The organism is Streptococcus sp. IMAU 99161 (genome assembly GCF_014435245.1).
GTDB classification, from domain to species: domain Bacteria; phylum Bacillota; class Bacilli; order Lactobacillales; family Streptococcaceae; genus Streptococcus; species Streptococcus lactarius.
In genome coordinates this window covers 144,720-158,173 of record NZ_JAAPAW010000014.1, presented here as the reverse complement: position 1 = coordinate 158,173, position 13,454 = coordinate 144,720, and the positions used below count along the sequence as shown (strand labels likewise).

The window sequence follows — 13,454 nt, the reverse complement described above, 5'->3', positions numbered from 1 at the left end:
CATCAAAAAGGAGAGAACCAATTTGGTTCTCTCCAGGTTATAACTTTTCATCAACCCACTACAGTTGACAAAGAGCCTCTTATCGCGGCTATCAGAAGGCCCCGAATCCTCCACCACCACCGCCGTCAGAGAAGCCACCGCCGTCAAAACCACCACTCCCATCTGAGGAGTTAACAGAAAAGCTTGAAACACTATAGGAATCATCAGCATAACTCATTAAGGTCGAGCCGTCTAGGTAGGAATTTGAAGAGGTCGTTAGCCAAAGAACAGTGTCCCAGTCTTCATATGGTATAGCAATTCGGTGATTTTGGAGTACCTGGCTCACTTTTTTAGCTTGACCATACAGGGTTGCATAGACTAAGATCCGATTCCATAGGACAATACTCTCAAGCTCTGCTTGGTTGAAATTTGGAATACTTTGGATCATATTTCGGAAGGCCATCCATTTAAATTGTGCATCCAAGTTTTCTAAAGATTGTAGATGATCTTCACGAAGTTTTACAACAATATAAAATGGAATGAAGAAGACGATCAACAATACAATCATCCAAAAATAGAAGGAAGATAGATGGGAACCAAATCCAAAAGATAAGAAACACATGCTCACAAATAAGATCAGTAAGATCCAAAAGTGTAAGGCACAGCCTGTTTTTGAAAGGGCTTCTTCTTTCTCAGTTAAGTCTCTAAAATAAGAGGGCAATCCTAATTTTGCAATTTCCTTGTCGACACCTTTTGACAATTGCTGGGCATCCTTTTTTAAAAGCGATCGAACATCACTTCCGATCTTTCGAATACGGTCTCGTTGTGTGTCTGTTTTAGCAGCTCGGAAATCTTTTTTTAGGGCTGCCTGATTAATTTTATACTTTGAGAATACCTCGCTGATCCTGATTTCAGTTTTTTGATCAAAGATCATTTCAATAAACTTCAATTCAAAATCAGCCAAGCCTTCATGGTGAATACAGGTCAAGGTTTCCCCATTTTCATCTCTCGTCAACCGAAGATTTCCTCGATCAATAAGATCCAATATGGTTGCTTGAATGAGATGATTAAATTTTAGTTGCCCTTTCTCTCTAGACATCACCATCTGTTCAAAATCAAGTTGATACAAGGCCTTAGCTAGGACAAAGGGTGGTAAATTCTGTGGAGGTTCGTATAACCGTACTCCTTTTGCAATCCGACGAGTTCTGGTACTGATAAAATACCGGATCCATGGAATGAAAGCGAGGATAAATAAAAGAATCGATACAATTGGAACGACTTTGAGAAACAGCGTCTTGTAGATGACTGTTTTTTGTTGTATGGATGTTTCTTTTTTTAGGAATGTGTCTTTTCTATTTTCTTTTTGAATAGAGCTCGATTGAGACTGACGAAGGGAATCCGTCATTGGCCAATAAGCATGCAGTTCAAGCTTTCCATTCTTAGGAAAGTCCTTTGTCCAAAGATGGTAACCTGTCGCAGTCCGTTCAACCTGAACTGGTGGATTAAAATAACCGGTATGAGCATACAAGTCTCCCTGCTTGGCATCCAAACCATCCACATAAAAATCTAATTTCGCAACTTTTTCATCTCCATCTGAAATAGGAAACCAATTTAGTTCTGCAATATCATTGTACAAATTCAAGAGATGGTCTATCTTCCAGATTACTTTGATCTGAACCTTTCCTCCTACAATTCTGGAATTGTATATTTTTAATTGCCGGCCATCTTTGAGATCCGTTTCCTCTACACGAATCTCACGCTTCTCCCCGTCCACATAGGCTTCCACCTGAGGATTTCGATGAATCTTAAACCCTTTTGGCAGCGGGGCTGCACTTCCTAAGGTCACATACTGGCCATTGTAACCCGTCTGAAACTGATAGGTAATTTCCTGTGTAAAAATAGCTTGACTATCTTCCTGCAATTGAAGGTGTCCCACATAGGATTCAATCGAATAGCGAACCTGCTCATCTGCTTGGGCTACTACTATGGAGACAACAAATCCTAAAAAGAGACTGATCATCAGTAAAAATCGCTTCATGTTTTCTCCTTTAACGAACAAAGGTTGAGAACTTACTATCCCAACCTTTTCCACTCTTATTTGGTCACTTTCACCCGCTCACTTCTTCTTTGGAAGATCTGATTAAAGAGGACCAAGGCCAAGGCCAATATACTCGAAACAACGAGATAATTGAGCCACACCTTATCCCCTCTCATAATCGGTGGGCGAGCCATCAAGCCATAGTTTCCTCCCGTTAATTGATTGACCCCAACCAGGAACAAATCCAAAACAAAGGTGTAGAGAACAATCTGACTTTTTTTTAAGAGATTTCGATCATACCACCGTAAGAGATAAACCAAAGAATTGATCAAGAGACAGTAATGCCCAAGTAAAAAGGAAAAGCTCGTAATATGAGGGAAGGTATAGGGATCAAAGACTGGATAACCCAAGGCAAAAATCGCTCCACTCACTCCCATCAAGGCAAAGTACTGCTTGCTCTTCCAACGGTCTGGCAAGAGCAAGACTGCAAACATGGCCAAGCGGCAATGATAGAAAGGCAGGCTATTGGACCAAGGAATCTGATAGAAAAAATACCACAGATACAAGCTGATCAACTGAAAAGCCTGTAAGCATTGAAACCATTTCTTAAATTGGTCGCTTCGATAAAAACGCAGTGACACCAAAATCGCTGTCACAACGAACAAGACCATGATACTATACCAAAGTACTGAAATAGCTGGTGGTGCTGTTGCTTCCGTAGTGAAAAAATGATGCATATAACCTCCTTAATTCAGGCGAGACAATTCGTTTTTTTCTACAAATCTAGATTTCCATAAAACATGAACCAAAACAATCGCCACTGACATCACGCTACTAACGATCACGTAATTGAGGAGTGGGCCTTGATCTCCAATCAAAGGCGGATGGCGAAGAAAACCATAATCTCCATTCGTCAAGCTATTGATTAGAAAAATCAAAGCATTCAATCCAAAAGTAATTCCGCAGATGGACCAACTTGTGACACGCATGGGTTGGTACTCCCTTTGCAAATAGAGCAAACAATTGGCAAAAAGAGCCCAGTGGCTAAAGATTAAGTTCAGTGCCGTAATATGTGGGAATGGGAAAGGATCAAATACTGGATAAAGCAGAGCAGCGATTGACCCAAACACCCCAAGAAGGGCGAAATACTGTTTTACCACTGTTCGTTTCGGTGCAAAAAGGATCACCAACATGGCCAAGCGACAATGGTAAAAAGGAAGGCTATCGGACAAAGGCATGTGCGCCCACATATACCAAGTATTGATACTCAAGACTTGAATCAATTGCGCCCAATACCAAAAGCGTTGGTAACTTTTCGACTGGGCATATTTGATTGAAAAGTAGCCAATGACGATCAAAGAAACTGGCATGAAAACGTACCAGAGTCCAAACTCAGGCGGGGCTGATTTTTGGTTAGTAAACAATAAATCCCAAAGTGTCATTTTTCTATTCCTTTAATTTATAGATCGTTTTTAATCACAATACAAATCTCGTTTCCCATCATAGACCTCCCAAAGGAAGTTCAATTGTTCTTCTGTATTGCGCTTGGTAGAAAGAGCAGGCATTTTCTCTCTCTCAAAAAATGCAAGGTCGGAAATTTCCTGGTTCTTTTCAAAATTTCCATCTAATAATTCACATTCAAATACCAATTTCACATATTGGCGACTTTGCAATTGGTAGCGATTGGTATCAAATACTGCCAACAATCTGATTACACGCGCAGAATAGCCCGTTTCTTCTTGGATTTCCTTTAAAATGTTTTCCGTCGGAGAATAGCCAACCTCACCAAAGCCACCCGGCAAGGCCCAGGTCTCTTCTCCCTGACCTTTCACCAGACAAAGTTTTCCATCTTTGACAATCCATGCCCTAACATCAATCAAGGGAGTGTCGTAATGGTCTGTCGGTCTAAACAAATCCGATAATTCTTGTGGATTCAAATCAGTCGTTTCTCTCACAAGATCCTGTAAAATGGCACGAATATCCTGATAGCGCTCTTGATCAAATGGATCTTTTGAGAACGCTAAGCCTGTATTGGTGATTGAAATCAAGCGCTGAATGTTCTTTAGTACATTATTACTCGCCATTCTCCAACTCCTCTACCAATTTGGCTAAATGCATGGAATTGCTTCCCTTGATGAGGATTTGGTCCTGCTCTTTCAAGCTTTCCTTGACTTGTTTGACCATGTCCTCAAACTGGTCTTCCTCAGCTGTCTTCTTGAAATAATAGACATGTCCGAGTGGAAACATCTGACTCGCCAACTGAGCCAATCCTGCAATGTCTTGGCCATAGAAAATAACGGTATCCAAAACATCTGGTGAGAGGCTGAGGATCATTTGGTTGTGGAGATCAATCGATTGCTCCCCTAGTTCTTTCATATCGGCGAGAACTGCCAGCTTCCGGCCATTTGGATTAGCAGGAATAGTCGAGAAAGTTTCTAAAATCAAGCGCATAGCTGTCGGATTAGCATTGTAAACATCAGATAAGATATCTGCTCCGTTACCTGCCTTCTTCCATTCTGTTCGATTGCGGGTCAATTGCAAGGTCGCAAAACTATCCCGAATCGCCGCTTCACTCACTCCTTCTTGCAGAGCAACATAAGCTGCAATCATGCCATTGGTTGCATTGTATTTTCCAGTGACAGGAAGATCAATGGCTTCTTTTAAGAAATTCGTTCGGAAAGTCAAGCTATCCTTTCGCTCTACCAACTCGGTAAGGAAAATCTCCTCATCCGGACCAAAGCGGACGACTTTTTGCTCGTTAGGGAGGTAGGCATTCACGATCGGATCTGCTGGAACCACCAGAAGGCCACCTTCTGGCATGCCATCCGCAATCTGGAGTTTTCCTTTTGCAATCTCGCTTCGATCTTTGAAGAATTCCAAATGGGCTTCCCCAATGAGGGTGACAATAGCAGCTTTTGGATGGGCAATTTCTGAGAGAAGATGGATATCTCCTAGATGGTCTTGCCCCATTTCAAGGACGAGTTTATCCGTCCCTTCTGGCATATGGAGAACCGTATAAGGCAGACCAATTTCATTATTGTAGTTTCCCTGTGTTTTATAGGTTAGGTAGGTGGTGGACAAGAGCTGGGCCAGCATATCTTTTGTGGTTGTTTTCCCGTTAGATCCCGTCACTGCATACACATCTACTTTCGTTTTTTGAAGATAGGCTGCAGCCAATGCTTGAAAAGCAGTTAACACATCTTCCACTAAAATATACGGATGCCCTTCAATCACTTTTTCTGAAAAGGTAGCGACAGCGCCATTTTCAAAAGCTGTCTCGATGAAATCATGACCATCACGCGCTCCTTTTAAGGGAACAAACAAGTCTCCCGGCCCAATCAACCTGCTGTCAAATTCAGGCTTGACGAGAGCTACATCTTCAAATTGGCTGATATCATTTTTTGCATGTACAAGATGAGCAACTTCATGTAAGGTGAGATTCATATCCGACTCCTCAATCTTTCATTGCGCCCACAATAACGGGGACGCTCCTATCAAATTCTTCTCATTATACCATATTCTAAGCCACAAAAAAAGTGGCTGGGACAGAAGTCCTAGCCTCTTGATTGTTTTTGGATTGTCGAGCAAGACGCAGTGGTTGAGTGGGCTCTACTAGGCTGATTTCATCAGCTTTACAGTCCTACTCAACTGTGCGGAGGTGAGACGACGAAATCGAATTCTACGAATGACCGATTTCTGTCCCACTCTCCCTATTCTTACAACAAATGTGCTTCGTGTTTTTGGAAGACTTCTTTTCCAAGCTCTACTAACTTGGTGATCAAATCTGTATAGTTAAGTCCCATATTGTCCCAAAGTAAGGGATACATAGACCATTGGGTAAAGCCTGGCATGGTATTGAGCTCATTTAAGAAGATCTCTCCTTTATCCGTATAGAAGAAATCACAACGAGCTAAGCCCAAACCACCGATCGCACGAAAGGCTTTTTCAGCATTCGTCCGCATGGTTGTTACAACTTCTGGATCTAATGAAGCAGGAATGGCCATAGTAATTTTATTGTCAATGTATTTGGCTTCATAATCATAGAAGGCCACATCTTTGACAACTTCACCAGGCAAGGTACTTTTCACATCATAGTTTCCAAGAAGGCCAACTTCGATTTCACGCGCATTGACCCCTTGCTCAACCAAAATCCGGCTATCGTATTTGAAGGCTAACTCAAGAGCAGCCCGAAGCTCTGTTTGGTTTTCAGCTTTTGAAATGCCGACGCTAGAACCCATATTGGATGGTTTGGTAAAGACAGGATAAGAGAGAGTCGCTTCAACTGTAGCAATTTTCTCATCTATATCATCGCCTTCTACTACAGCTACATAAGGAACTTGTGGAATCCCTGCAGATTCCAAAACCCGTTTGGTGGTGATCTTGTCCATTGCCACACTAGAAGCCAAGATGCCACAGCCAACATAAGGCATCTTCAAGACTTCTAAGAAGCCTTGAATGGAACCATCTTCCCCCATTGGTCCATGAAGAACCGGAAAGACCACTGCTCCTTCCTTATAAATCGCTGATGGTGCCACTTTTTTAGACCAGTCCACTGTATCGTTGGTCATCAATTTCTCATCATCCGCTGGCTTCTCTTCAAAAGCTTGCGTCTGGATGAAATCTCCTGACTGTGTAATAAAGTAGGTTTGAACTGAAAATGCTTGGTAATCAATCGCGCGCATCACGCTTTCTGCTGAAAGAACAGATACTTTACGCTCTGCACTACGTCCACCATACAATAGGATTAAGTCTTGTTTACTCATAGTTTCTCCCTAATTGTTCCCTTGATTTCTACTTGATAGTATACCACAATGACCGTCCTTGTGAAAGGACGACCCTTATAATTCTGTCCGATTTTCGATCGCACGGAGCAGGGTCACCTCGTCCGCATACTCGATATCGGCTCCAACTGCTAGTCCCCGTGCTAAACGAGTCACCTTGATACCAGCTGGTTTGAGGACGCGTGAGATATACATAGATGTCGCTTCCCCATCTGCCGTCGCATTGGTCGCAACAATCACCTCAGTAACTGTCCCATCCATCAAGCGACTAAGCAAACTCTTGAGATTGATGTCATCAGGTCCCACACCATTCATGGGCGAGATCAAGCCATGCAAGACATGATAGCGACCGTGGTATTCCTGGATATTTTCCATAGCAGAGACATCTCGGCTATCTTCTACAACAAGAAGAATGGATGGATCCCGCGTTTCGTCTCGGCAAATCTCGCAAGTCTCTTCATCGGTCAAATTGCCACAAATACTGCAATAACCCAGCTCTCGCTTGGCATTGAGTAAGTTCTTGGCAAATTCATTGACATCATCATCTGACATGCCAATGGTGTAAAAAGCAAGACGGGTCGCTGTTTTGATCCCAATTCCTGGCAACTTGGAATAGCTGTCAATTAATTTTGCAATAGGTGCTGGATAGAGCATAGTTTCCTCTCTAATTCATAGGGTGTTTCTGATTGTATAAATTGATAATGTCGCGCGTAATCAAATTGCTGACGGTCGCTTGGAGGTTGGTATTATGCGGAAAGACCACTGCGACCGCAATCTTTGGGTTGTTTGAAGGGGCATAAGCCACCACATTGGTATTGATAGCTTGCTTGCCACCGTCTACAGAGGTTTCGGCAGTACCGGTTTTGGCACTGATGGGCACGCTGGCCCCACGACCAACCGTTTTCCCTGTCGTTAACCCACTCGTTCCATTGGCCACTTGGTAGAAGCCTTGCTTGATCAAAGCCATATCTTCAGCCGAGATATGCACCTGATTGAGTTCTTTGGTTTCGATCGTCTTTTTCAACTGACCAAGGCTACCTTGATCATTATTGTCATAGATGCCTTCGACGACATGAGGACGAACCCGCTTGCCATCATTGGCAACCGTTGCCGCATATTGGGCCAATTGCATTGGTGTATAGTTGTCAAACTGACCAAAGGCATTGGTCAAATAATTGCCAACTGTATACTCTTTTGGAATAAAGCCTGTCGATTCATTGGGAAGGTCAATCCCCGTTGACGTTCCAAGACCATACTCGGCAAAGGTTGAACGCAATTTTTTCATGGCCGGATCGACCTGATCCACTTGTAAGGTCATATTGGGACGATAAGGTTGTCCCATCATCTTGAGGGCAATTTGGACCATATAGGTATTGGAAGAATATTCCAAAGCTTCCACCGCATTGATGGAACGGCTACCGTATTGAGTGAACCAAGAATTAATAGGAGCAGATCCTGCAAAAACAATGGGCTGATCGGTCAGCACCTGATTGCCGGAAATGGCACCATTTTCCCAACCAGAAGTCAAGGTGGCTCCTTTGACTACAGAACCTGGGACAAAAACATTGGTCACAGTTCCCAAAGCATCTGCTGATAAATCTTGGCTGCCGATTTGGTGTTTAATACCAGCCATGGCAAGGACTTTCCCCGTATCAGGCTCTAAAGCAACCGCGTAGACGCCTTCGGAGAAGGTGGCATTTCCAGCTTGTAACTCAGAACTGAAGGCAGAGCGAAGAATATCCTCCACTCCTTTTTGGAAATCCAAGTCAATCGAAAGCTTGAGGTTTTCCCCTTTGGCCCCTTTTGCGATGTCAACCACCTTTTCCATGTTCCCATTTTTATCTAGGAGAATTTCTTTTTCACTTCGTTTTCCTTGAAGGACATCCTCATACTCCTTTTCGAGATAAGAGGTTCCAACACGGTCGTTGAGTGCATAGCCTTTTTTAACATACTGATCGACCTCTTCAGCAGGAAGCCCAGCCTGCTCGGTCGAGACACTTCCGATGATAGAGGCAAGTGGCGTATCCAGAACCTTACGGTCCCAGCTAGTGGTAATCGCAATACCTGGAAGGTCCTGACTATCTGAAGCAATCGTTGCGATTTGTTCAGCTCCTAGTGGCTGCGTTGAAATAATCCCCGTCGCAAAATTCTCCACAGCATTCATCTGACTGTAAAGATAAATGATCTTTTTTTCATCATCTGTATAGCCAAGTTTTGAAGGGTCAATACTATCCACGGCTGCTTGATAAATCTTGGCTTCCGGCAGGCGGTTGCCATCGGTATCAAATTTCTTTTTGTCAGACAGGTGGTCGACCACTTCTTTGTATACCTTGGTATTGGCAAGATAATAGTCCACTTCCTGGCGTTCAGTCACCTTGGGATTCTCCACATCAACATACTGCAAGAGTTTTCCAGCTGTCTCTCTCATTTCTTGGGCCGTCATTTTCCGATCCCGCGTAAAGGTCAAGACTTGCTTTCCAACATTTTCCACCAAGGGCTTCCCAGTGGCATCATAGATTTGTCCTCGCACACTTCCTTGCTTGACTGTCTTTTTCGTTGCCTTAGCTAACTTATCCGTGTAATAAGCTTGGTGGGTAATCTGCATGTAGCCAAGCCGGGCAATCAGAACCAAAAAAAGAAGACAAATCAAACTAAATAACAGATAAAGTCTGCGTGTAATCGAATGATTTTCAAACTTCCGTATTTTTTTCTTCATGAACTTTTTGCCCTTCTATTCTCTGTAACACTTACCTTCCATTTTACTATTTTTCGATCTGTATCTCAAGAAAAGGAAGAGCAATTTACATTATTTTTTTATCATTTCACAATAGAAAAAGAGTCTTTCGACTCCTCACTAATAGGTCACAACGTTGATCGTTCCTTTGTCATACTCAGCAATGAAAATATCCAAAACGTTGTCATAGCCTTCTTTTTCCAATTCAGCTAGCAACCACTCTTCACTTTTCCCAATTGTTTCCAAAATTTCAAGCTGAACCACGCCATCTGTAATAATTGGATATTTTGGATTCTCATCTCCCGAACGGACGATAATCAATTGACCATTTTGCTCAATCACAGCGCGCTTCACATCTTTCAATTGAAAAATCCCTTGTCCACGTAATTTCAAGGCAACATCTGAAGCAGAAAGTCCTTTGGAACGACAAGCTTCTGGATCAAGCTTTCCATTTTTAATGATGACCGTTGGTTTTCCATCGATCAAGTGTTTCATAAAACGAACGTTGGTATTGAGCCATTTCAAAAGTAGAATTAAAATGGTCCACATCAAGAGAATGACCACATATTGGAGAATCGTAATCGAACTATTATAGATGACACCCCCAATAATCCCACCAAGAACATAGTTTTGAATTTGGTCAGTCGCTGAACTAGGTGCAAGATTGCCTTTCCCTGTCACATTGATTACAAACACCAATGAAATCAGACCTAGCGCTAATTTGATAAAAATTTCAATAAAATTATATGTCATTTGGTGACCTCCACGAGTTCTACATCTGTCTTATACAGATTCATCTTTTCTAATAAGTAGCTATCTGGATCCGATCCAGCGATCGCCCGATAGTAATCCTTCCCAACTTTTAGAATTGCTCCATCTGTAGCTGCAGAAGTATTGACATAGATGGTTTCTTTTTTAACATTCAATTCCTTTGAAATCACTTCAATAAAATGCAATGAACGTTGGAATTGGTCGTTATTACTTTTACTAATTTGGAAATTGCTGATCCCGATCAAGGCCACTGTAACCAGAGTCAAAATGGAAATAATGGATAGTTCGCGGAATTTGCTATCGTGTTTCTCCCGATAGGCTTTCACCGCAAAAAAACCAGTCAGTACAATGAGAAAAATCGAGATCCCGATAGTCACCCAATTTTGCTGGCTGATCTGACTCAATACATAGTCATAAGAGTAAAATTTCATAGGGGACACCCTTTCATTCAGTGAATTCAAACTATTATAAATGATTTCAATCGATATTTCAAGGCATTCAGATCAGAATAAAACTAAATTTTTGTTATAATAAAATTATCTATTTTGTCAAGAAAAGGAAATACAATGAAACTGATCTCATGGAATATTGATTCCCTAAACGCTGCACTCACGAGCGACTCTGCGCGTGCCAAATTATCACAAGACGTCCTCCAAACCTTGGTGGCCGAAGATGCGGATATTATCGCTATCCAAGAAACCAAGCTATCAGCCACAGGTCCTACAAAGAAACACCTCGAAATCCTCGAGGAGCTCTTCCCTGGGTATGAAAATACTTGGCGTTCCTCTCAAGAGCCTGCCCGTAAAGGATATGCTGGAACCATGTTCCTCTATAAGAAAGAACTGACTCCAACGATCACTTTCCCAGAAATCGGCGCACCATCTACCATGGATTCAGAAGGCCGCATTATCACTCTAGAATTTGATACATTTTTCGTGACTCAGGTCTACACTCCTAATGCTGGTGATGGCCTCAAACGTTTGGAAGAACGTCAAGTTTGGGATGTCAACTATGCGGAGTACTTGGCTGAACTAGACAAGCAAAAGCCTGTCCTAGCAACTGGGGACTACAACGTTGCCCACAAGGAAATTGACCTTGCCAACCCAGCCAGCAACCGCCGTTCACCAGGTTTCACAGACGAAGAACGTGAAGGATTTACAAACCTTTTAGCCAAAGGATTTACAGATACCTTCCGCCATATCCATGGTGATGTTCCAGAACGCTACACTTGGTGGGCACAACGCAGCAAGACTTCAAAAATCAACAATACAGGCTGGAGAATCGACTATTGGTTAACCTCAAACCGCATTGCAGATAAGGTTACCAAGTCAGATATGATTGACTCAGGCGCTCGCCAAGACCACACACCGATTGTCTTGGAGATTGAATTATAAGGATTTTCTTTATGGACTACAATGCAGTGATTCCCGAGTTTATGGTCTCAAATATAGAACAGTCCCGTTCCTTCTACTGTGATTTGTTGGGTTTTACCATCGAATATGAGCGACCAGAAGAAAACTTTCTCTTCCTATCTCTTGAAGATTGCCAACTAATGCTAGAGGAGGGGAGTAAGGAGGAACTAGCTGAACTAAACTACCCCTTTGGTCGTGGAGTCAACATCTCCTTTGGCATAGAGGATGTTCCTAGACTTTATCAGAAGTTGTTAGAATCCAATTATCCCATTTATCGCCCATTGACCAAAAGAAAATTTCGTGTTGACGACCATTATATCTATCCTCATGAATTTGCAGTTTTAGATCCAGATGGCTATTTTTTAAGATTTAGTGAATAAGAAAAAGGAGGCTGTTGGCCTCTTTTTCAGTAGATAAATATAAATTAACAAATCTGTAAATCCAGTGACGCCAATGCTCAAGAAATCATGAAAGCTATCGTTGATTACTGCACGGACCATTACGAGAATATTCGCATCGATACGCATGCGGATAATCAAGTGATGCAAAAACAGATTCTAAAAAATGAATTTGTGAAGTGCGGTATCATTTTCTGAGAAACTGATGCGCTCGAACATATTGGGATGACGACTTGGAATGGAAAGGGTGAGATGATAGCTGTTGCTAAGAAATTAGGCTTCCTAAAAGAAGGACAAATTCGGAAAGTCCGCTGCTACCAAGGTCAGTATTATGACAGTATGAAGTATTGGATTTTGCGCGAAGAGTCGGCTACAAGAGCGTAACGATAAAGAAAGAGACTAATCACATTGATTAGTCTCTTTTAGGGATTATTTCCCCGGAGTATTTGGATCTAAGCCCCAAGATTGCTCGAGAACAGGTCTTAAGGATTTAATCATATCTTCTGAACCTTGGATTATGATTGTGTATACTTTATCTCCTTTTTGGAATACCCATACGTATAAAGTACTCCCATCTTTAACTGTTACTTTTATTAAGAAAGCGTCCCCACCGGCAAATATAGCTTTTACACCTTCTATACTAGTTCGATTTTTGTGTTTTCCGAATGAGCTATATAAACGGTTCGCAAGTAACTCTGCGTCAAAGGTTTCGTTGGGGCCAAGTTTAACAGTATCTTTAGTGTTTGAGTCCATTATTAATGCATTTTTTTTGTCTGGTGATAAATATTCGAGCGCTTTGCTACTTCGAGTAGTGTGTACGACCCAATCTTTAGGGATATTGATATAACCAAATTTTTCATTTCCGATACGTTGAGTATCTACAAGGGATATTTCTTTTGCCCCAGAAGAAGACCCAGGAGTTGTTGTTTGAGCTTTTGTCGTTGGTGCAGCCGTAGTTTCTTTAGCGACTTCAGTTGTTGATGCTGCAACAGTTTCTGTTGCTTTCTTTTCTCCGTTTCCGCATGCTGCTAGTATAAATGCAGATAGAAGCGTTACAGAGCTTAATATTATTTTGTTTTTCATGATACTTAATCTCCTTAAAGGTGTTGACTTACAGATATTTTATCATTTTTTAGAGTTTTTTTAAATAGGAAACGCTTTCGCTAAAAAGCATAGGGTATAACAAAAGAAAATTTCGTGTTGGTGATCATTATATCCATCCTCATGAATTTGCGGTTATAGACCCAGATGGCTATTTTTTAAGATTTAGCGAATAGAATAATCATCACCCGTTTATGAGCTATACCCAACAAATCTATTATTTTGGGTGCAGTTCAATAG

At 41.9% G+C, this 13,454-nt stretch carries 13 protein-coding genes and 2 pseudogenes; 4 read left to right on the top strand and 11 right to left on the bottom strand.

The features are described 5' to 3' along the window. Positions 1-91: 91 nt before the first annotated feature. The 10 genes from HA044_RS09275 to HA044_RS09230 all read right to left on the bottom strand — a co-directional run bounded on the left by HA044_RS09275 (position 92) and on the right by HA044_RS09230 (position 10,734). A complete protein-coding gene (locus HA044_RS09275; RefSeq protein WP_187540908.1) occupies positions 92-2,017 on the bottom strand; it encodes a DUF2207 domain-containing protein in 1,926 nt (641 codons plus the stop codon). Positions 2,018-2,073: 56 nt separating this feature from the next. Then, positions 2,074-2,754 (bottom strand): TIGR02206 family membrane protein, encoded by a 681-nt coding sequence (locus tag HA044_RS09270; RefSeq protein WP_187540907.1) that lies wholly within the window; start codon positions 2,752-2,754, stop codon positions 2,074-2,076. A gap of 9 nt (positions 2,755-2,763) precedes the next feature. Further along, complete coding sequence (locus tag HA044_RS09265) at positions 2,764-3,459, bottom strand: TIGR02206 family membrane protein (RefSeq protein WP_187540906.1); 696 nt, start codon at positions 3,457-3,459, stop codon at positions 2,764-2,766. Between the two features lie 30 nt (positions 3,460-3,489). Beyond that, positions 3,490-4,101 carry an NUDIX hydrolase N-terminal domain-containing protein gene (locus tag HA044_RS09260; protein ID WP_187540905.1) on the bottom strand — a complete coding sequence of 204 codons (612 nt, stop codon included), beginning with the start codon at positions 4,099-4,101 and terminating at the stop codon, positions 3,490-3,492. Further along, complete coding sequence (murF, locus tag HA044_RS09255) at positions 4,091-5,461, bottom strand: UDP-N-acetylmuramoyl-tripeptide--D-alanyl-D-alanine ligase (protein ID WP_187540904.1); 1,371 nt, start codon at positions 5,459-5,461, stop codon at positions 4,091-4,093. Before murF ends, HA044_RS09260 begins: the two co-directional genes overlap by 11 nt. 272 nt (positions 5,462-5,733) lie before the next feature. After that, positions 5,734-6,780 carry a D-alanine--D-alanine ligase gene (locus HA044_RS09250; protein WP_187540903.1) on the bottom strand — a complete coding sequence of 349 codons (1,047 nt, stop codon included), beginning with the start codon at positions 6,778-6,780 and terminating at the stop codon, positions 5,734-5,736. A gap of 75 nt (positions 6,781-6,855) precedes the next feature. After that, positions 6,856-7,452 carry a recombination mediator RecR gene (gene recR / locus HA044_RS09245; RefSeq protein WP_187540902.1) on the bottom strand — a complete coding sequence of 199 codons (597 nt, stop codon included), beginning with the start codon at positions 7,450-7,452 and terminating at the stop codon, positions 6,856-6,858. Between the two features lie 10 nt (positions 7,453-7,462). Further along, entirely contained in the window at positions 7,463-9,514 is a 2,052-nt protein-coding gene (gene pbp2b / locus HA044_RS09240; RefSeq protein ID WP_187540901.1) for a penicillin-binding protein PBP2B, read from the bottom strand. Positions 9,515-9,652: 138 nt separating this feature from the next. Then, entirely contained in the window at positions 9,653-10,285 is a 633-nt protein-coding gene (locus HA044_RS09235) for a DUF421 domain-containing protein (RefSeq protein ID WP_187540900.1), read from the bottom strand. Next, entirely contained in the window at positions 10,282-10,734 is a 453-nt protein-coding gene (locus HA044_RS09230) for a DUF3290 family protein (protein ID WP_187540899.1), read from the bottom strand. Before HA044_RS09230 ends, HA044_RS09235 begins: the two co-directional genes overlap by 4 nt. 135 nt (positions 10,735-10,869) lie before the next feature. Here HA044_RS09230 and HA044_RS09225 point away from each other — a divergent pair, with 135 nt between their 5' ends. The 3 genes and pseudogenes from HA044_RS09225 to HA044_RS09215 form a co-directional block, all read left to right on the top strand. Beyond that, positions 10,870-11,697, top strand: coding sequence for an exodeoxyribonuclease III (locus HA044_RS09225; RefSeq protein WP_187540898.1), 828 nt, complete (start codon positions 10,870-10,872; stop codon positions 11,695-11,697). Between the two features lie 11 nt (positions 11,698-11,708). Beyond that, on the top strand, positions 11,709-12,095 hold the full coding sequence (locus HA044_RS09220) for a VOC family protein (RefSeq protein ID WP_187540897.1): 387 nt from the start codon (positions 11,709-11,711) through the stop codon (positions 12,093-12,095). Positions 12,096-12,314: 219 nt separating this feature from the next. Next, positions 12,315-12,497: pseudogene (locus HA044_RS09215) on the top strand (GNAT family N-acetyltransferase); the annotation flags it as partial. Between the two features lie 45 nt (positions 12,498-12,542). On the opposite strand, the gene HA044_RS09210 reads toward HA044_RS09215, so the two are convergent. Further along, on the bottom strand, positions 12,543-13,196 hold the full coding sequence (locus HA044_RS09210) for a hypothetical protein (RefSeq protein WP_187540895.1): 654 nt from the start codon (positions 13,194-13,196) through the stop codon (positions 12,543-12,545). Between the two features lie 101 nt (positions 13,197-13,297). On the opposite strand from HA044_RS09210, the pseudogene HA044_RS09205 reads away from it, so the two are divergent. After that, positions 13,298-13,390 (top strand): annotated as a pseudogene (locus HA044_RS09205) (VOC family protein); the annotation flags it as partial. Positions 13,391-13,454: the final 64 nt, after the last annotated feature.